Consider the following 20468-nt stretch of genomic DNA (forward strand, 5'->3'; position numbering starts at 1 on the left):
TTAAAGATAGAATAAATTTTAATTGATTGATAAGAAATAACTTTTAACGTTATCCTAAAGAGGGGTTATGAGTAATACATGTGATGATGCGCGTTAGGCATATTTTTTTATTCTGTCTACTGGCTTGCTTGTCTGGCTGGTCGAATGCAGAAGACTATGATTTTTTTGAGCCGATCCATGATGATCGCGAAGAAATGTTTGACGCCGCCTATCCGCAAATGAAAACAGATTATTCAGTTTTGCATAATCTGTTTTTTCAGAATGAACGTTGGCGTGTCTATAACCATACGGCTTACCAGACCAATCAGTTTAATCATAAGATGCTAATTGGTGATACCACCAGTCTGTCTTTAGATGATTTTTCGATTTCAGTCGGGTATGGTGTCGCTTATCAGCTGAATTTTCGTCATCGCATTGGTTATGAATATCTGTCCAGTTTCCCTTTTGATCGTGGCCAAATGATCCGGTTTTTCTGGCTGAGTATTTTCTAAACCACTTTTTGATAGAGGCCTGCGCGAACCAGCCCAGCTTTGGTTTCTTTGATTTTTTGCCAACTCAGCGGAAGTTTCAGTTGGGACAGGTCACGGTCGGCTTCTACATAGATATAAGCATTTGGATTGATCATTGGGTCTGCCAGTTCAGCCAGCTCTTGCCATAAATCAAGGCTATAAGGTGGATCAAGAAAGACCACATCAAAGCTGTTTTTTAATTTGCTTAAAGCTTGCTGGGCTGTTGTGACCAGTAACTGACAATTTTCAGCTTTTAACAGTTGAATATTCTCTTTTAAAAAACGTGCTTGCGTTGGATTCGGTTCAATCATGGTGACTGTGGCAGCGCCACGTGAAAGGGCTTCAAAGCCCAACGCACCAGAACCGCTGCACAAGTCGAGCACTTGCGCATTTTGAATATCCCACATTAACCAGTTAAATAAGGTTTCACGGACACGGTCAGGGGTTGGGCGTAAACCTTCAATACTTGCAAATGGCAGTGTACGCCGTTTCCATTCACCGCCAATGATTCGTAATTGATTCTTCATTATTCAGTGACTCCATCATCTGCAGGTTGAGCTGCTGCCGGTGTAGTCGCAGGTGGCGTTGCGACCGGGCTTGAAGCTGGCGCTGCATTTTGTGCTGCTGCCGCGTTTGCCATAGATAATTCACCTGGCTTGATGCCAGCCGTCATTAAACCGCCGCTAATCTGATGATTGGCTGGACGCAGTGGATTTTTCTTACGCGTCACCAGCCAGTAATCAAAGATTGGACGGGCAATCTGTGCAGCTGAACCGCCATGTCGACCATTTTCCCAAACCACCGCAATGGCAATTTCTGGATGATCAGCGGGTGCAAAGCCGACAAACAGACCATGGTCCCATTGACGCGAGGACAGGGCCGCTTCGTTATAGCGTTTCCCTTGAGCAATACTCTTCACCTGTGCCGTACCGGTTTTACCTGCAATTGAATATTGCAAACCACCTTTGATGCCGCGACCTGTACCAGACTGGATCACGTCAACCATTGCATCATGCATATTGGTCCAGTCTTGTTCTGTGCCGTTAAACTGGATTTTGCCATCAGGCGCATTGTGTACAGCGAACTTTTTGGCACCTTTGGTTTCTCTGAGGACATGCGGCGTAACATGTGAACCCTTATTCGCTGTAATCGCAGTGGCCATGGCCAGTTGTAATGGCGTTGCGGTAAATGCACCTTGCCCGATACTGACCGAAATGGTTTCACCTTTGAGCCATTTGGATTTGCGGGTACGCATTTTCCATTCCGGGCTTGGGTAGAGGCCTGAGCTCTCGCTTGGTAAATCCACACCGGTTTTTTCACCAAAGCCAAACTGACGCATCCAGTCATTCATTTTTTCAATGCCCATGCGATAGGACAGGACATAGAAATAGGTATCGCAGGAAACGATTTGAGCCTTGTGCATGTTGACTGAACCATGTCCGCTTTTCTTATGGTCACGGAAGCGGTGGCTATCGCCTGGCAGAGAGAAATAACCCGGATCTGAAATGGCTGTGCCCCAATCCACCAGACCATAATGAATACCGCCTAAACCAAACATCGGTTTAATGGTAGAGCCGGGTGGATAAGCCCCTTGAACTGCACGGTTATACAGAGGCTGGTCAAGGTTGTCACGCAGTCCGCTATAGTCTTTTGAGCTAATGCCAGTGACAAACAGGTTGGGATTGAAGCTTGGGCTAGAAACCAAAGCCAGAATTTCACCTGTGCGTGGATCTATTGCGACAATTGCACCACGACGGTCTGCTAATTGCTGAGCAGCAATGGTTTGTAACCCATAGTCAATGGATAAATAAAGATCATTACCACGGGCTGGGTTTTGGCGGCCTAAATTACGTAACACATTACCGTGTGCATCTGCTTCAACAGATTCATAGCCTGGTGTGCCGTGTAACAAGTCTTCATAACTTTTTTCTACCCCGATTTTACCAATCAGGTTGGTGCCTGCGTATAAATCCTTATCAATGGACTTGAGCTCTTTATCATTAATACGTCCGACATATCCAATCACATGGGCAAACAGTTCGCCATGCGGATAGTAGCGGGTCATCTGCGTTTCAATTTTCACCCCGGGAAAAGCATATTTTACTTCGCTGAATTTTGCGATATCGGCTTCAGTCAGGTTTAATTTTATCGCCAGACGTTCAGTTTTACGTGCAGTTTTGACCCGGCTTTTAAAACGGTCTACATCTTCCTGACTAAGATTTAAAATCGGGACCAGACGGGTAATGGTATCGTCAATATCGCTGACATCGGCCCGGCTTAAGGTTGCGGTGAAGACCGGATAGTTATCTGCGAGCAACACCCCGTTGCGGTCATAGATATAACCACGGGCAGGTGCCAGAGGTTGTAAGCGAATTCGGTTCTTATCTGAGGCCGTTGTAAAATCATCGTAATGAACAATCTGTAAATATGCATAACGACAGATCAGTAAAAGTAGGAAAAAACCGACCAGAAAAATGGCAAAGAAGATTCGACCCTTATAAATGCGCTTTTCTTGTTGCATGTTTTTTAAAGGAAAGTGCTGTTTCATAGGGTGTCGACTTAATTACAAGGGTGAGAGAATACAAAGACGCAATATTTTAACGTAAGTTGCATGATCATACTGTAGAATTTTCAACAATTCATGCAAATGTTGGCGCGTCAGTTTTTGACTTTGCAGACATTAAAATTGTATGGTCTTGTATATTAGAAGCAAAATAATTCTGTTAAAGTCACAAACTATTCGAAATAGGATTTTCCAATACAGACATAGGGAAAATGGAGAAAATAATGAGAAAAATTTGCCTTTTATTATCGGTTTTAACACTTACGGGCTTAAGTCATGCGGATGACAATCCATTTATGCCTGAGCCTAAATTGAAAGATGCAAACGTTTCAACATGGAATGTCGGGGCAGGTTTTACTAAAAAGTTATTACACGGCAATTTGGAATGGGTCAATCCTTACGGGATTGCCTATGCAAAAGCAGGTGCCTTTTTAAATGATGACAATGAAATTGGTGGACAAGTCGGTTTTCGCTATCCGTATTATTTAACGGGTACAGATAAAAATGGTTATTACGTTGGGGTCTATGCGGGCCATTTAGACAGTAAAAATTATGGCGGTAAGCAAAAAGCCAACCTGGGGGTTGGTGCTGATCTTGCATATGTCTGGCTGAACAGTGAACGGATTAGTACATTCAGCGTCGGCGCAGGAGTACGTGAAAAATTAGAAGATGGAGATGGCAATACAGTGAAAAAAGCACAACCTGTGTTGCAGTTTTCTTACACCTTGAGTTTTGGTTTATAAGAGGAGAATGCAGATTTATTCTTTTATAAGCCATCATGTATCAATAATTCTGAGAGTCATGCATGTTTGATTACGTCAATGAATTGTGGCAGATTTTCTTAAATCGACCAGACCATCTGGCAGTCTTAAGTATCATTCCCGTAACCGCCTTTGTAACTTGGGCGCACGTGTGGATGGCACTGAAAATGGTATTTTACCCGATTAATTTCTGGGGATTCCATTTAGGCCCGTTACCTGTCGGTTGGCAAGGGATCGTGCCGCGTAAAGCTGGACGTATTTCAGGCATCATTACCGATAATACCTTATCGAAATTGGGTTCACTGCGCGAGTTTCTGGAAGCCATGGATCCTGAAGATATGGCCATGATTATTGGTGAACAGGTTGGTTTTGAGCTTGAACACCTGATTGATGAGGTCATGATCGATCGTAATGCGGTGTTATGGGAAAATCTGCCTTATTCCATTAAACGCCGTATCTATGCGCAAGCCCATAAACAATTGCCAAACACGCTTAAGGAACTTGTGACTGAGCTGACCATGAACGTGGAGTCACTGGTGGATATGCGTGAAATGGTGGTGAGCCAGATGGAAGGTGACCGCCGTTTAATGGTGCGCATGTTCCTGAAAGTGGGACAAAAAGAGATCAACTTTATTTGGCATATCAGTGCCTTGATCGGGATGTTCTTTGGTATTTTCCAGATGATCGTCTGGTTTGTGGTGCCGTGGCACTGGACGGTCCCGTTCTGGGCTGCCATCTGGGGCTTTTTAACCAACTGGATCGCCATCTGGATGGTCTTCAATCCGATTGAACCGCACTATATCCGCTATCCACAGATCTTCCGTTTGACCAAAGACCGTAAATTCCCGTGGATTGTACCTGTCTTGAAGATTGGAACCTATAATGTCCAGGGCGCATTTATGAAGCGTCAGGAAGAGGTTTCGGATGTATTTGCCAGTGTGGTGACTGAAGATTTAATTACCTTAAAATCGATCATGACTGAGATGATGTATGGCAGCAAAAAAGACAAAACCCGTCGTATTGTCAAGCGCCATATCAATGAAATCATGGAAACTCCTCTGGTCAGAACCTCATTGCAGCTTTCATTAGGGCCAAGAGAGTATGCTAGACTCAAGACTGACTTGATTGATCGCTCAATTGAAATTACCATGGGACCAGTATGTGACCCAGCTCTGAATGCAAGTCGTGCGCAGAAGATCTTTCAAATGTTTAGAGACCGCATCCGTGAACTAACACCGAAAGAGTTCCAGAATTTATTGCGTCCTGCTTTCCAGGAAGATGAGTGGATTTTGATTGTACTAGGTGGAGTGACTGGCTTCTTTGCTGGTTTAATTCACTTATTTGTTGCTTTCTTATAATTAATTTGATGTTGGTTGAGCGATAACTCTGTATGATATTGCTCAATTTAAGATTTATTGTTTTTAAATGAGGATGTTCTTTTATGCGCATTATTTTACTCGGACCACCTGGGGCAGGCAAAGGTACTCAAGCTCAGTTGATCTGTAAGCGCTACAATATCCCACAAATTTCAACCGGTGATATGCTCCGCGCTGCAATTCGTGAAGGTACTGAACTTGGCTTAAAAGCAAAAAGTGTCATGGAGTCAGGCGGTTTAGTTTCTGATGAATTGATCATTGGTTTGGTGAAAGAGCGTATTGCTCAGCCTGATTGTGAAAATGGTTGTATCTTTGACGGTTTCCCACGCACAATTCCACAAGCTGAAGCATTAGAATCAGCGGGCATTAGCATTGATCATGTGATCGAAATTGATGTACCGGATGAAGAGATTGTTCAACGTCTTTCTGGCCGTCGTCAACACCCAGCATCTGGCCGTGTTTATCATACGGTTTACAATCCACCAAAAGTGGAAGGTAAAGATGACGAAACCGGCGAAGACCTGGTACAACGTCCGGATGACCAGGAAGAAACCATTCGTAAGCGTCTTGGTTCTTACCACAGCGAAACTGAGCAATTGGTTGGCTTCTATCAAGGTCGTGCTGCTTCGGGTGAAAATGCACCGACTTACGATAAGCTGGATGGTTTACGTCCGATCGAAAACGTTCAAGCCGATTTATTTGCAATTTTAGATAAATAATCTGAATTGCAGATGATAAAAGAGCTCTGAATATAGAGCTCTTTTTATTTTGGAGAAGGACCATGCTACTAAAAGTTGTTCTGATTTTAGTTGTAATTTTCAGCTTGGTTCTACTGTTGTTTTTATTGTATCAAAGCCAAAAAATGTTGCGCCATGTGCAAAAACAGCAGGCTTTGGAAAATAAATTAAACGGTAGGGCACGTCAGCTACATCCAAAATTACAACAGCATAAAAAACCTCAGGATTAACTGAGGTTTTTTACTGCAATGGCTTTGTTTGCGCCAAATTCAAAGCGATCCGGCCAGTTGCAGACATCGGCAACCACACATTCACCACATTTCGGTTTACGTGCGATACAGCAATAACGTCCATGCAAGATTAGCCAGTGATGCGCATCGATAATAAACTCTTTGGGAATCACTTTAATCAAGCGATCTTCAACCTCGAGCACATTTTTACCCACCGCCAGTCCTGTACGATTACCCACGCGGAAAATATGAGTATCAACCGCCATGGTCGGCTGACCAAATGCAGTATTCAGTACCACATTGGCGGTCTTGCGACCTACGCCTGGTAGCGCCTCTAGTTCTTTACGTGTTTCCGGAATTTTGCCCTGATATTGCTCCACAAGAATGCGGCAGGTTTTAATCACATTCTCGGCTTTAGAATTATACAGGCCGATGGTCTTGATATATTCTTTTAAGCCATCCACCCCAAGATTTAAAATCGCCTGAGCAGTATTGGCAACCGGATAGAGTTTATCCGTGGCCTTGTTTACGCTGACATCGGTTGCCTGAGCAGACAGTAGAACGGCTATCAGCAATTCAAACGGTGAAGAATAGTTCAGCTCGGTTTGTGGATGAGGTCTTTGTTCACGTAAACGTTCGAAAAAAGTCTGAATCTGCTTTTTGGTCATATTTTTAACGGGCATTTAGATGTCCTGCAATTCATTTAAACGTTGTTGTAAAACCATTAACTGTGCTTGTTTTTGCTCATCTGCACGAACACTCAGCTGTTTTTCCAGTTTCTTGATTTGTGTGCGTATCTTGGCGAGTTCAATGGTGGTTTTAGCATCTAGTGTTGGTGTTTCTTTGGGTTTATCCGTGAGGGTAATCACAGGCACATTGTTGAGGGCCTGAGAAAACTGGGCAAAGAATTCCACATCAATTTCTGCACGGACAATCGGGCCTTTACGGCTTAAACGCCGTTTCTCTTCACGTTGAATATGCGCATAGTAGCGATGTCTTAAATCATCCTGCTCCACACTGCGTTGTTCTGCGCTTGGCAAGGGCTTGCTATCTGCCACCAGATCAATGCAATCAACTGGGCATGGTGGAATACATAATTCACAGCCTGTGCACAGATCAGTCAAAATGCTATGCATCAATTTACCGCTACCGATGATTGCATCAACGGGACAGGCGCTAATACATTTGGTACAGCCAATACATTCATCTTCCCGAATAATCGCTTTCATACGCTGGGGACGTCCATCCGCTTGAGTTTCCCAGACACTGGGTTCAGCCGGAAGAGAAGGTCGTTGTAACAGCGCTGCCAATGCATCAGCAACCGGTTGGCCACCCGGTACACACTTATTTGCCTCTTCGCCTTCTGCAATCGATTTTGCATAAGGTAAACATCCATCACGATGACCACATAAACCACACTGTGTCTGTGGTAAGAGCTGATCTATTTGGACGATAAGAGAATGTTGTGCAGATGGGGACATGGAAGCGGATGAAGCAAAAAACAGGGAGCTTAGTATAGCAAATAATGACTTCGGGCGGGGGAGCCAAGCTGGAAAATTACCCCAGATTACACATTGCTTTTTGCTTAAAAATAGTGCGATTTTGGGTGTTTTTTAGTGCGAATTAAAAATAGATCATGAACTAAAAGGGAAAAACTGGCTAAGTATGACCTCATTTTTTAAGCAGTTTTAGGTACATTTATTATAAAAATAATGAACATTTATTTAAATAAGCTTTTGATTATTAAAAATATAAAATTTGGCCCAAAAAATAATATTGTGATGCAATAGTAATCTGTATTAAATATATGCGATATTCTATTTTGGTGCATTTTTCGCACCAAGATAAATCATGGACTTGGGGGTGAATGTTGAAGTACAACAGCTTAAATGACTTTCTGGATTATGTTAAAGCGAGAGATCCTAATCAACCTGAATTTTTACAAGCTGTCGAAGAGGTCATGACCAGTTTGTGGCCGTTCATTGAGAAAAATCCTAAGTATGCTCAATACGGTCTGCTCGAGCGTCTGGTTGAACCTGAACGCGCCATCCAGTTCCGGGTATCGTGGATGGATGACCAAGGTCAAACCCATGTCAACCGTGCTTTCCGGGTGCAATACAACTCAGCGATTGGGCCTTATAAGGGGGGAATGCGTTTTCACCCTTCAGTAAATCTTTCAATCTTAAAGTTTTTAGGCTTTGAACAAACCTTTAAAAATGCTTTAACGACGCTACCCATGGGCGGCGGTAAAGGCGGTTCTGATTTTGATCCTAAAGGTAAGTCAGATGCCGAGATCATGCGTTTTTGTCAGGCATTAATGCTGGAGCTATATCGCCATCTCGGTTCGAATACCGATATTCCGGCAGGGGATATTGGGGTCGGTGGTCGTGAAGTTGGCTACATGACCGGCATGATGAAAAAGCTGAGCAATGACACCTCTTGCGTATTTACCGGTAAAGGGATTTCATTTGGCGGTTCTTTGGCCCGTCCTGAAGCAACGGGTTATGGTACAGTTTATTTTGCAGAAGAAATGCTGAAAACCCGTGGCGAAAGTTTTGCAGGCAAGACCGTGTCGATTTCAGGTTCAGGTAATGTTGCTCAATATGCAGCAGAAAAAGCCATGTTCCTGGGCGCAAAAGTGGTGACATTGTCGGATTCAAACGGGACAGTGTATCTAAAGAATGGTTTCAGCAAAGCATTGCTTGATGAAGTGATGGAGCTGAAAAATGAAAAACGTGGCCGTATTTCAGAATTTGCCTCAAAACATGGTTTCGAATATTTCGAAGGTCAAACACCTTGGCATATTCCTGCGGATATTGCTTTACCGTGTGCGACACAAAATGAGTTAAACGCTGAAGATGCTGCAACTTTGCTGGCAAATGGCGTGATGTGTGTTGCAGAAGGGGCTAACATGCCATCAACGCTTGAGGCGGTTGAAAAGTTTGTTGAAGCGAAGATTTTGTATGCACCCGGTAAAGCATCAAACGCGGGTGGCGTTGCAACCTCAGGTCTTGAGATGTCTCAAAATGCTAACCGCTTGGGCTGGTCTTTTGAACAGGTGGATGAGCGCTTACATGCAATCATGAAAGAGATCCATCGTAACTGTGTCAAATACGGTACTCAGGAAGATGGTTCAATCAACTATGTTGATGGTGCCAATATTGCGGGTTTTGTAAAAGTTGCTGATGCAATTTTAGCGCAAGGGATTTATTAAAAGTCTTGTTCTAATCAAGAAAGACTCCCATAAAAAAATCCGATGTTAAGACATCGGATTTTTTTATTTACAGCTATAAATTATGGTTTTTTAACAATCTCTTGTTCAACAACCATATCGAGTACGTCTGCAATGCTTGATTGATCAGCAGCTGGATTCTGAATGTCAAAACGTTTTACACGTACAATCACACGTTGCTGTGGATTGTGCTCAAAACCTTCGATTTGACCGTAGTAAAGCGACCAGTTTTTGTCAGCGTAAGTTTTTAAACCTTTGTCGTCATATTTAACTTCACGCACTTGCATACAAGTTTGTGGCGCAACGCCTGTGCAAGATTTAGTTTCTGGTGCAATTTCCAAGAAAACAGTTTTACCTTCTGACTGGTATTTTGCTTCAGGTGTCATTTTACCAACAAAGGTATATTTTTGACCTTTTGCATCCGCGATCACCAAAGTCGGTTGCTCCGGATTTGTTGCATTTACTTCAAAAGCGATTTTACGTTTTTGTAAAAGAGCACCAGCAAACTGTTCCTGTTTCATCAATGCAGGTTCACAAGCCATCATTGTTGAAGCCAAGTCGCCTGTAACGATCGCACCGTTTTCAATTTTCCAAGATGTATTTTGACGGTTACAACCTGTATCTACAGATAAACGGTCATTTGCCAAGAAGCTTAATACGATTGGACGTTTGGTATCAGCAGGTTGATATGACCATGTGTAGTTCGTCAAGACATTGTTATTTGTCACTTTAGCACCTGTGAATACGTGTTTTTGACCTTTGCCATCCGTTACAGTCAAGATTGCCTGACCATTCACCGTACTGATTTCAAAAGGTACTTTTTTCTCGCTGAAAATATCAGCAGATAAACGTTCTTGTTGCATTAAGTCGTCTGCACAAGCCATCATGGTTGATACCAGTGGAGAAGTGACAATGGTATTGCCTTCAACTTTCCAGGTACCACCTTGGTTGTTACAACCTGTTTGGATTGAAAGCTTCTGGTCTGCACCAAATGCTAAAACCAAAGGTTTAGACGCTTTTGAACCTTGGTATGTCCAGTTGTATTCAGCCAAATTTTTCGCAGCAGTTGTATTAATTTGTGAAATTACGTTGTCAGTCACATTTTGTACTGTTTGACACGCCATTAAAGAAAGTGGAAGTAAGGCAAGAACTAAATATTTAATTTTCATATTCAAAACAACGGGAAATAAATAACAGTAATAAGCTTAAAGTATTCTTAAAAAAAGAGCATGGGGTCCGTTTAGGCATTAAGTTCGTTAAATGTTTCTATTTGTAAATTTTAAAAAATATAATGGATTTATAGGCTTGCTAATATTATATGCAAGCCTATTTTGTTTTTATGTGATCCAGTTCAATACTTAATCAAATCTGTAAATATCCATTCCTAAAGAGCCCATAGAGAAGCTGCTATGGACAATATTAAAGCGATTTCCTGTACCCATCGCAAAGAAAAGCGGCGCAAAATGCTCAAGAGATGGGTGATTCCTTTGAACATAAGGTAAAGAAGGCCAGTCCAGCACAGCATCATAATCCTGATGGGTGAGTTTATTAACCACCGCATTACGGAAGGTACTTGCCCAAACAGGAACATCGGCATCTGCTTGCCATGAAAGCTCGGCAAGGTTGTGGGTAATACTGCCTGAACCGATCAGCAAAATCTGTTGTTCACGTAGTGGCGACAGCACTTGTCCAATTTTATAAATCTCGTCGGCATTCATGTGTATGGATAATGAGATTTCGATCACAGGAATATCTGCATCTGGATACATGTGTAATAACGGCATCCAGACCCCATGATCTCGTGGACGGGTACTATTGGCATGGGCAGCAAAACCTGCTTCAGCAAACAGCTTCAATATTTCTTCTGCCAATTGCGGTGCGCCAGCTGCCGGGTAGCGAATCTCATAAAGTGCAGGTGGAAAACCACGAAAGTCATGCCATGTTTCGGGACGTGTCGATGTGCTGACTTCCAGTGCCTGACTTTCCCAATGTGCGGACATGACAATAATGGCTTGAGGTTTAGGCAGGTTACTGCTCAGGCGATGCAAAGCCGGGCCCACCTGTTCAGGGTCAAGTGCAAGCATAGGTGAACCATGAGAAATAAAGAGTCCGGGTAAGGTCTGGAAATTCATATATGGGCACCTGATTAAAATGACATAATTATCGTGACAAAAAAGTGATGACAATGACAGTCATTAAACTTCAACATATTGTTCTAAAATCAGAACAGTTCTTTAAGCCCGATGGTAAGGATGATTATGGTTAATACTCATCGCTCTATATAATTGTTCGATCAGCAGGATACGTACCATTGGGTGGGGCATGGTGAGTTTAGACAGTGACCAATGCCAGGCAGCTGCCTTACGAACGGCATCGGAGTGTCCATCTGGGCCACCAATCGCAAGTGCAATATCGTTACCTTCAAGCATCCATTGTTTCATGGTCTCTGCCAGTTTTTCTGTACTGAGTTCACGCCCGCCGACTTCTAAGGCGATCAAGGTTTCATTGGGCTTGAGTGCATTTAAAATACTTTCACCTTCAATTTGACAGTATTTTAAAATATCTGCTTCAGAGTCATTTTTTCCGCGTTTTGCCATCGGTAGTTCAATCACTTGTGTTTGCACGAATGGCTGGATACGTTTGAAATAGTCTTCAAACCCGGTTAAGACCCAGGCTGGCATTTTTTGACCAATGGTAAGAATGCGAATTTTCATATGAAAGGCTTATTTGGCAAATTCCCCATATTATAGATGCTGCTGAATGGGATAGGGCAAAACATGGGATTTATCTTGTCATAAAAAATACAAAAGCTTATTTTAAACTTCCCATAAAAAACGCAGCTCAAAATGCGTATGAGCTGCGATCAAAGCGCCATCCGTCTGGAGTTCAGATGGCACTAAAATGAGTTCATTGAGCCAAATTTGATCTTTGTTTTATCGACTCTATTTTATTATGCAAGATATTGGTTATTTTTCAACCATAATATGTAACAAAAAAAGAGAGCCGAAGCTCTCTTTTTACTGCAATTCACAGTTTAGTGACGTGCTGCCTTTGCATCTTCTACCGGTTTCACAATCGGTGTTTTAGGTAAAGGCTTGGGTGTATCCGTTAACGCTAAAGGCAAGATTTCATCAATGCTTTTCACTGCCTTGATTTCTAACCCTTCTTTCACGTTGTCTGGAATCTCGGCCAAATCGCGTACGTTATCTTGTGGAATAAAGACCAGTTTGATTCCACCACGGTGTGCTGCGAGAAGTTTCTCTTTTAAGCCACCAATACGCATTGCACGACCGCCAAGACTGGTTTCACCTGTCATCGCGATGTCTGGACGAATCGGAATACCTGTGAATGCCGATACAAGGGCAGTCGTGAGGGCTAAACCAGCAGATGGACCATCTTTTGGGGTTGCACCTTCAGGTAAATGTACGTGAACATCAGTTTCTTCGAAACGTGAAGACTCAATGCCCAATTCATCCGCACGGGTACGTACGACGGTCATTGCTGCGGTAATCGACTCTTTCATGACATCACCGAGAGAACCGGTTGTAATGAATTTACCTTTCCCTTTAACGGCAGCAACTTCGATGGTCAGCAATTCACCGCCAACAGACGTCCAGGCCAGACCATTGACACGACCCACTTGTGCTTCATCTTCTGCAATACCAAAGTCAAACTTATGTGGACCTAAATATTCAGGAAGATTGGCAGAAGTCACATCAATCTGTAAGTTTTTCGACTTCTTGCTGACTGCTTCTTTTACCACTTTACGGGCTATTTTAGAGACTTCACGCTCTAAGCTACGGACACCGGCTTCACGTGTATAACGTTGAACAATGTCACGGATTGCTTCTTCGTGAACGGTCAATTCTTTAGCGCGTAAACCATTGTTCTTGATTGCTTTCGGAACAAGGTAACGCTCAGCAATATTGACTTTTTCATCTTCGGTATAACCCGGTAGACGAATCACTTCCATACGGTCCAGTAGCGCCTCTGGAATATTCATGCTGTTTGCAGTACAGATGAACATCACTTCAGAAAGGTCAAGATCAAGATCTAAATAATGGTCGTTGAACTTACTGTTTTGTGATGGATCAAGTACTTCCAGCAAGGCTGATGCCGGGTCACCACGATAATCCTGCGCCATCTTGTCAATTTCGTCGAGTAAGAACAAAGGGTTCTTCACGCCAACTTTTGTCAACGACTGCACGATTTTACCTGGCATCGCACCGATATAGGTACGACGGTGACCACGAATTTCAGCTTCATCACGTACACCACCCAGCGCCATACGCACAAACTCACGGCCTGTCGCTTTGGCAACAGATTCGCCAAGCGAGGTTTTACCTACCCCTGGAGGACCGACGAGACAGAGGATCGGGCCTTTGAGTTTTTTCACACGAGACTGAACCGCAAGATATTCCACAATACGATCTTTGACGTCATCTAGGCCGTAATGATCTGTATCGAGAATTTCCTGAGCTTTATTCAGGTTAATGCTCACCTTGCTGGCTTTGTTCCATGGCGTATCTAAAATCACTTCCAGATAGTTGCGAACTACAGCGGCTTCACTTGAAGCAGGCTGCATGGCCTTGAGTTTACGAAACTCAGCTTCAGCTTTTTTGCGTACGTGTTCAGGTAAATCCGCTTCAGCCAGACGTTTTTCAATTTCAGCTACGTCATCTTCAGCGCCGCCATTCATATCGGAAAGTTCACGTTGAATAACTTTCATTTTTTCATTTAGAAAGTATTCACGTTGGTTCTTTTCCATTTGGCGTTTTACACTGTCGTGCAGCGTTTGTTCAATTTGCTGTTCAGCAGACTGATTCATCAAATAATTCATCAACTCTTGCAAGTGAGCTTCGAATTCATCGTGTTCTAAAAACTTTTGTTTGACTTCAATATTTAAAGGTACACGAGTGGCAACGAAGAACATTAATTGCAATAAGTCTTCTATTTTATTTGCTGCTGCGACGAGTTCACGCGCATTACGTAATTTTGCTTCTGCGTATTGAGCAAAAAGGGTACGTAATTCATTTAAGCGAGTTTCTTGGGTCTCTTGATCCAAAGATAATGTCATTGGGCTTAAATGATGCTCAGCTGTTAAGTATTCTTCACCATCAATAATACGCTCTAACTTAGAACGATGGAGGCCCTCAATCAGTACTTTAATACAGTTTTCATCATTTTCATGATTGACGACTTGTACGATTTTAGCCACAGTTCCATATTGATAGAGATTATCGTGATCAATTTCTTCTGTAAGCGAATCTTTTTGCGCAACTACAAATACTAAATTGTCACTGTTACGAGCCACATCCACTGCATTGATCGATTTTTCACGACCCACAAATAGCGCAATTTGCATGTGCGGATACACCACAACATCACGTAACGCTAATAGTGGTAATACACTTGGAACCTGTGGCTCTAAGCTTGTTTCATTATTTAAAATATATTCAGACATGGGCACTCCTAATGAGTGACAACGGTGTTGCCATGTTTTTTATAGTGATGTGCATTTTAAAAATTACAAGGGTTTTTACTTAGAAAATATAAAAAAAAGACTAAATTACTCAAGATTTAGGCCCGTGATAACAAAAAGAGCGAGTTAGCGCTTGAAAAAATAGAATTTTTTGGGTGTCAGTAATCCATCTAGGGGTTGATCCCATTTCTCTCGTAATAAAGGTTGTTGTATATATTGAAAGTCATGGGCCAGACCGAGACGGTAGGGGCGTCGTTGAGCACTGGCCAAAGTCCGGTCATAAAAACCACCTCCCATACCAATACGTGTTCCCAGATAATCACAGGCCAGCAAAGGCATAATTAGCAGATCAAGCCGGGAAACATGTTGTCCACGATTTGCCATGGGTTCTTTCATCCCTAGCGGATGATGTGAAAAGCGCTGACTAAAATATTGTTTTGAGTGAATCCTTACCCAGACCAATCGCTGGTTCATATTGCAGATCATGGGTAAATAAACCTGTTTTCCGTGTTGAAAACAGAGTTTTAGAATTTTGTGAGTATGAATTTCGCCAAAAGCATGTAAATACAGCCCGATTTTTCTTGATGTTTGAAAAGGGGCAGACTTTCTGAGCTGAATCAAAACCTGTTGTTCAGCTTGCCTTTGTTGATAAGCGCAGAGTTGTCTTCTTTTAACGCGTAGCTGTTTTCTTAATAATTTTAAATCTTGGCCCATAAGGTTGTAAAAATGTTTTTGATAAAAGAATCATACTCGATTTAGCAAACAATATCTAAAAGCTGGAATTTTTAGATTAATAAGTAAAATTTTATAGTGCTATGGTTATTTTTATTCCAGCTAATAAGTGTTTTCTTGATTATTTATTCCAATAATTAATGACAATTTTTGGTATTGAAGATTATTTTTTATTGGTTTAAAGAGTTTTTACTCTATTTTTCATTTTATTTTTAAAAATAAACAAAAGATAAACAAATTGAAACATAAAACTATTTTTTCATTTAAAACATGCATTTAATTCATATGATTTTTTGTGAATATGAGAAATAAGTCTCATAATGTATTAAAAAGTGTTCATTAGATCTTTACCAATTTACTCGGTTTTATTAGCATCCGCGGCTCTTTTTTAGCGCTGACACTAAAAATGCTCATTTGCATTTTTAGACCATCAATAACTGTAGTAAACGTCTGAGAATTTTTATGAACAAAGTATATAAAGTGGTTTGGAATGCATCTATCGGAGCATGGGTTGCAACGTCTGAACTGGCAAAAAGTAAAACCAAGACTAAATCTAAAATTTCGAATTTAACTGCTGCAGTATTGGTTGGGGCAATTAGTTTCTCTCCTGCAGTATTTGCGGCAAGTGGAATTGATAATGGGGGAGGAGCTGGAACTTCTATTTCTGGCTCAACGATGAACTGTCGTGAAGGTGCGGCCAATACTGCCAATGGTAAAGATATTGCAATTGGCTGTGCAGCAAAAACATTAGATTCAACAAGTTCTAATATCGCAAATCGTCAAAACCCGTATAACAACTCAACAGGCGCTTTTGCTGGCGCTATGAAGCAGGGCGGGTCAGTTGCTGTGGGGACAGGTGCAACAACTGAAAAAGGTTTAAGTACGGCAATCGGTTCTTATGCAACCACGACCGATATTGCTGGTGTTGCAATCGGTACGGCAGCCTTGTCAAAAGGAAACACTGCACTTGCAATTGGTCGCCAGTCTGCTGCAACAGCTGACTTTGCTCAAGCAATTGGTAACGTGGCGGCTGCGACAGGTAAGGGCTCTCTTGCAATTGGTCACTCTGCAACGGCAGAAGGTTACCGTTCAATCGCTATCGGTTCTCCAGATATTGAAAATGCAGGTTCTGTCGCAGGTCAGGCAGGTGCTTCATATCAGCCAAACATGGCAACCAAGGCTACCGGTAAAGACTCAATTGCATTTGGTGGTGGTGCGGTTGCAACACAAGAAAACTCTTTGGCAATTGGTGCATTCTCGGCATCAACTGGTAAAAAATCAGTTGCGATTGGTACTGGCGCAAAAGCAAATAAAGATGAAGCCGTTGTAATTGGTGACCAAGCAGAAGCTGCTTTTGATGGTGGTGTTGCAATCGGTAAGGGCGCGCGTTCAGAAGCTGAAAACAGTATTGCTTTAGGTAAAGATTCAAAAGCGACTCAAGCGACCGGTGAAAGTTTTCTTACCAAGCAAGCTGCTCCAACAGGCGTTTTATCTGTAGGGGATGTGGGGGCTGAACGTCGCATTCAAAATGTTGCTGATGGCGCGGTAGATTCTGATGCAGCAACTGTTGGTCAGTTGAAAGCAGCACGTACTCATTATGTCAGTGTAAATGATAATGGGGTACAAGGCGGCAACTATGAAAATGATGGTGCGAAAGGGCTTAACTCTATAGCAGTAGGGGTGAATGCAAGTACCAATGCACGTGAGGCGATGGCTCTGGGTAGCAGTGCTAAAGCAACAGGATCAGGCTCTATTGCAATGGGCTCTGGATCAAATACTGTTGGTCGTGGTGATATTGCCATGGGGCGTGGCTCTTCGACGAAGGGTGTGGATGGTGTAGATAGTAATCAATCTATTGCAATCGGTGATCAAACCAAAGCGATTGGTGACCAGTCAGTTGCGATTGGTGCAGATGTTATTGCACGTGGTAACTCATCTGTTGCGATTGGTGGTGATGATGTTGATAAAATTGCACGAGATACTGAGCTAAGCCAAAAATATACTGACATTACAGGTGGTGTATTAAAAGCGGGTCGTTATCCAACGACTGAAGCGAATCATGGTTCAACTGCAGTGGGTACTCAGGCCGTAGCTACAGGTGCCTTTTCATCAGCTTTTGGTATGACTTCTAAGGCAACAGGTGATGCATCGGCTGCCTTTGGTGTGATGTCAAATGCTTCAGGTAAAGGTGCTGCTGCATTTGGTGCTGTCGCTCAGGCAACGGGTGATGGCGCATCAGCGATGGGGATTAACTCACTTGCATCTGGGACCAATTCAACTGCAATTGGTTCGGGTAATAAACCGGGTGAAGGTGCGACTGCAACAGGTAATGGTGCTGCTGCAATCGGTAGCAATGCCAAAGCAACGGGTGATAGTGCTGCTGCGGTAGGTAAAGGGGCTGAAGCAAGCAATGAAAATGCTGCTGCGATCGGTGGCGGTGCCAAGGCGACAGGTAAAAATGCTGCTGCAATTGGTGGTGGTGCTTTAGCTGATCAGGAAAATGCAGTTGCTGTTGGTCAAGGTGCGCAATCTCTGGTTGCCGGTGGTGTTGCATTAGGTGCACGTAGCCGGGTTGAAGCAGAAAACAGTGTGGCATTAGGACAAGATGCGGTTGCGACAGAAGCAACAGGTAACTCGTTCCTGACAAATCGTGATGCATCAATGTCAAATGGTGTGATCTCTGTTGGCTCTGCGGGTAAAGAGCGCCGTATTACCAATGTTGAAGATGGCGCTGCCGATTCAGATGCCGTGACGGTCCGTCAGCTTAAACATGTTGATTCTCGTGTGAATGAGAACGCGCAAAACATTACCAATCTGGATCAGAAAATTGATAACACCAAAACTGATTTGGGCAATCAAATTGCAGATACCAATAAAAATCTGAATGATGCTAAAACTGATTTAGGTAATCAAATTAACAATACTAAAACTGAGCTAAATAGCAAGATTGACAACACCAAGACCGAGTTGCAAAACAAGGGCTTGAACTTTGCCGGTAATGCAGGTGCAGACGTTCATCGTAACTTGGGTGACAAGTTAAACATCGTGGGTGGAGCGGATGCTGCAACAGCACAAGACAAGACCAGCGGTGAAAATGTCATTACCCGTACGACAGCAGATGGCATCAAGATCGAATTGTTGAAAGATGCGAAGTTTGACAGTATCACCACTGGCGACAGCGTACTCAACAATAATGGCTTAACCATCAAAGATGGTGCAAGCATCACTAAAGACGGCATCAATGCAGGTAATAAAGTCATTACCAATGTTGCTGATGGTGTAAACGGTAAAGATGCAGTCAATGTTGACCAGTTAACCAAAGTTAAAGACGGTTTAGATGGCAAGATTACCGATACCAACAACAAGTTAGACGACGCTAAAAAAGACTTGGGTAACCAGATCACGGATACCAATAACAAGTTAAATGACACTAAAGATCAGTTAACTAATCAGATTACTGATACCAAGACTGAGCTAAATAGCAAGATTGACAACACCAAGACCGAGTTGCAAAACAAGGGCTTGAACTTTGCCGGTAATGCAGGTGCAGACGTTCATCGTAACTTGGGTGACAAACTCAACATCGTGGGTGGAGCGGATGCTGCGACAGCAGAAGACAAGACCAGCGGTGAAAATGTCATTACCCGTACCACAGCAGATGGTATCAAGATCGAATTGTTGAAAGATGCGAAGTTTGACAGTATCACCACTGGCGACAGCGTACTCAACAATAATGGCTTAACCATCAAAGATGGTGCAAGCATCACTAAAGATGGCATCAATGCAGGTAATAAAGTCATTACCAATGTTGCGGATGGTGTAAATGGTAAAGATGCAGTCAATGTTGACCAGTTAACCAAAACCAAAGATGGTTTAGATGGCAAGATTACTGATACCAACAACAAGTTAGATGACGCTAAAAAAGACTTGGGTAACCGTATCACGGATACCAAAGATCAGTTAACTACTCAGATTACTGATACTAAAACTGAGTTAAATAACACGATCAATAACACCAAGACTGAGCTAAACAGCAAGATTGACAACACCAAGACCGATTTGGAAAACAAGGGCTTGAACTTTGCCGGTAATGCAGGTGCAGACGTTCATCGTAAGTTGGGTGACAAGCTAAACATCGTGGGTGGAGCGGATGCTGCAACAGCAGAAGACAAGACCAGCGGTGAAAATGTCATTACCCGTACGACAGCAGATGGCATCAAGATTGAATTGTTGAAAGATGCGAAGTTCGACAGTATCACCACTGGCGATAGCGTACTCAACAATAATGGCTTAACCATCAAAGATGGCCCAAGCATCACTAAAGATGGCATCAATGCTGGTAATAAAGTCATTACCAATGTTGCTGATGGTGTAAATGGTAAAGATGCAGTCAATGTTGACCAGTTAACCAAAACCAAAGATGGTCTGGATAACAAGATTACCGATACCAACAACAAGTTAGATGACGCTAAAAAAGACTTGGGTAACCGTATCACGGATACCAAAGATCAGTTAACTACTCAGATTACTGATACTAAAACTGAGTTAAATAACACGATCAATAACACCAAGACTGAGCTAAACAGCAAGATTGACAACACCAAGACCGAGTTGGAAAACAAGGGCTTGAACTTTGCTGGTAATGCAGGTGCAGACGTTCATCGTAACTTGGGAGATAAACTCAACATCGTGGGTGGTGCTGATGCTGCAACAGCAGAAGACAAGACCAGTGGTGAAAATGTCATTACCCGTACCACAGCAGATGGCATCAAGATCGAATTGTTGAAAGACGCGAAGTTCGACAGCATCACCACTGGTGACAGCGTATTGAACAACAATGGCTTGA

At 42.7% G+C, this 20468-nt stretch carries 17 protein-coding genes; 8 read left to right on the forward strand and 9 right to left on the reverse strand.

Annotation, left to right across the window (positions count from 1 at the left end):
* Positions 1-86: 86 nt before the first annotated feature.
* On the forward strand, positions 87-491 hold the full coding sequence (locus tag ACNQO6_RS13410; RefSeq protein ID WP_440209294.1) for a hypothetical protein: 405 nt from the start codon (positions 87-89) through the stop codon (positions 489-491).
* Here the strand turns inward: ACNQO6_RS13410 and rsmD are convergent.
* Entirely contained in the window at positions 488-1036 is a 549-nt protein-coding gene (rsmD, locus tag ACNQO6_RS13415) for a 16S rRNA (guanine(966)-N(2))-methyltransferase RsmD (protein WP_343580786.1), read from the reverse strand. The two genes, ACNQO6_RS13410 and rsmD, sit on opposite strands and share 4 nt — an antisense overlap.
* Positions 1036-3057: a penicillin-binding protein 2 gene (gene mrdA, locus ACNQO6_RS13420; RefSeq protein ID WP_440209287.1), complete on the reverse strand. Its 2022-nt coding sequence runs from the start codon at positions 3055-3057 to the stop codon at positions 1036-1038. Before mrdA ends, rsmD begins: the two co-directional genes overlap by 1 nt.
* Before the next feature lie 239 nt (positions 3058-3296).
* Here mrdA and ACNQO6_RS13425 point away from each other — a divergent pair, with 239 nt between their 5' ends.
* The 4 genes from ACNQO6_RS13425 to ACNQO6_RS13440 all read left to right on the forward strand — a co-directional run bounded on the left by ACNQO6_RS13425 (position 3297) and on the right by ACNQO6_RS13440 (position 6176).
* Positions 3297-3815 (forward strand): hypothetical protein, encoded by a 519-nt coding sequence (locus ACNQO6_RS13425; protein WP_005231723.1) that lies wholly within the window; start codon positions 3297-3299, stop codon positions 3813-3815.
* 62 nt (positions 3816-3877) lie between these two features.
* Entirely contained in the window at positions 3878-5191 is a 1314-nt protein-coding gene (locus ACNQO6_RS13430; RefSeq protein WP_262754918.1) for a hypothetical protein, read from the forward strand.
* 83 nt (positions 5192-5274) lie between these two features.
* The gene (gene adk, locus ACNQO6_RS13435; RefSeq protein ID WP_047426901.1) at positions 5275-5928 is read left to right on the forward strand and encodes an adenylate kinase; all 654 of its coding nucleotides are present in this window, start codon (positions 5275-5277) and stop codon (positions 5926-5928) included.
* Between the two features lie 62 nt (positions 5929-5990).
* Positions 5991-6176 (forward strand): hypothetical protein, encoded by a 186-nt coding sequence (locus ACNQO6_RS13440; protein ID WP_343580862.1) that lies wholly within the window; start codon positions 5991-5993, stop codon positions 6174-6176.
* On the opposite strand, the gene nth is transcribed toward ACNQO6_RS13440, so the two are convergent.
* Together nth and ACNQO6_RS13450 are read right to left on the reverse strand one after the other, a co-directional pair.
* A complete protein-coding gene (gene nth, locus ACNQO6_RS13445; RefSeq protein WP_009510799.1) occupies positions 6173-6859 on the reverse strand; it encodes an endonuclease III in 687 nt (228 codons plus the stop codon). The genes ACNQO6_RS13440 and nth overlap by 4 nt on opposite strands.
* Positions 6860-7693: an RnfABCDGE type electron transport complex subunit B gene (locus tag ACNQO6_RS13450; protein ID WP_440209295.1), complete on the reverse strand. Its 834-nt coding sequence runs from the start codon at positions 7691-7693 to the stop codon at positions 6860-6862.
* 350 nt (positions 7694-8043) lie between these two features.
* Here ACNQO6_RS13450 and gdhA point away from each other — a divergent pair, with 350 nt between their 5' ends.
* Positions 8044-9390 (forward strand): NADP-specific glutamate dehydrogenase, encoded by a 1347-nt coding sequence (gene gdhA / locus ACNQO6_RS13455; RefSeq protein WP_262754915.1) that lies wholly within the window; start codon positions 8044-8046, stop codon positions 9388-9390.
* An 80-nt stretch (positions 9391-9470) separates the two neighbouring features.
* Here the strand turns inward: gdhA and ACNQO6_RS13460 are convergent, their stop codons facing one another.
* Entirely contained in the window at positions 9471-10577 is a 1107-nt protein-coding gene (locus ACNQO6_RS13460; RefSeq protein WP_262766206.1) for an META and DUF4377 domain-containing protein, read from the reverse strand.
* 91 nt (positions 10578-10668) lie between these two features.
* Here ACNQO6_RS13460 and ACNQO6_RS13465 point away from each other — a divergent pair, with 91 nt between their 5' ends.
* On the forward strand, positions 10669-10770 hold the full coding sequence (locus tag ACNQO6_RS13465) for a DUF3953 domain-containing protein (protein WP_440209288.1): 102 nt from the start codon (positions 10669-10671) through the stop codon (positions 10768-10770).
* Here ACNQO6_RS13465 and ACNQO6_RS13470 read toward each other — a convergent pair.
* The 4 genes from ACNQO6_RS13470 to ACNQO6_RS13485 all read right to left on the reverse strand — a co-directional run bounded on the left by ACNQO6_RS13470 (position 10767) and on the right by ACNQO6_RS13485 (position 15604).
* Positions 10767-11540, reverse strand: coding sequence for a DODA-type extradiol aromatic ring-opening family dioxygenase (locus ACNQO6_RS13470; RefSeq protein ID WP_440209289.1), 774 nt, complete (start codon positions 11538-11540; stop codon positions 10767-10769). The two genes, ACNQO6_RS13465 and ACNQO6_RS13470, sit on opposite strands and share 4 nt — an antisense overlap.
* Positions 11541-11642: 102 nt before the next feature.
* Positions 11643-12122, reverse strand: a complete 480-nt coding sequence (gene rlmH / locus ACNQO6_RS13475; protein ID WP_343580872.1) for a 23S rRNA (pseudouridine(1915)-N(3))-methyltransferase RlmH — start codon at positions 12120-12122, stop codon at positions 11643-11645.
* 320 nt (positions 12123-12442) lie between these two features.
* Positions 12443-14872 carry an endopeptidase La gene (gene lon / locus ACNQO6_RS13480; protein WP_440209290.1) on the reverse strand — a complete coding sequence of 810 codons (2430 nt, stop codon included), beginning with the start codon at positions 14870-14872 and terminating at the stop codon, positions 12443-12445.
* 144 nt (positions 14873-15016) lie between these two features.
* Positions 15017-15604 (reverse strand): 5-formyltetrahydrofolate cyclo-ligase, encoded by a 588-nt coding sequence (locus ACNQO6_RS13485; RefSeq protein WP_343580876.1) that lies wholly within the window; start codon positions 15602-15604, stop codon positions 15017-15019.
* 480 nt (positions 15605-16084) lie between these two features.
* Here ACNQO6_RS13485 and ACNQO6_RS13490 point away from each other — a divergent pair.
* Positions 16085-20468, forward strand: a 4384-nt coding sequence (locus tag ACNQO6_RS13490) for an ESPR-type extended signal peptide-containing protein (RefSeq protein ID WP_440209291.1), incomplete at its 3' end; no start/stop codon positions are given.

The organism is Acinetobacter calcoaceticus, from assembly GCF_051947995.1.
Lineage (GTDB): Bacteria > Pseudomonadota > Gammaproteobacteria > Pseudomonadales > Moraxellaceae > Acinetobacter.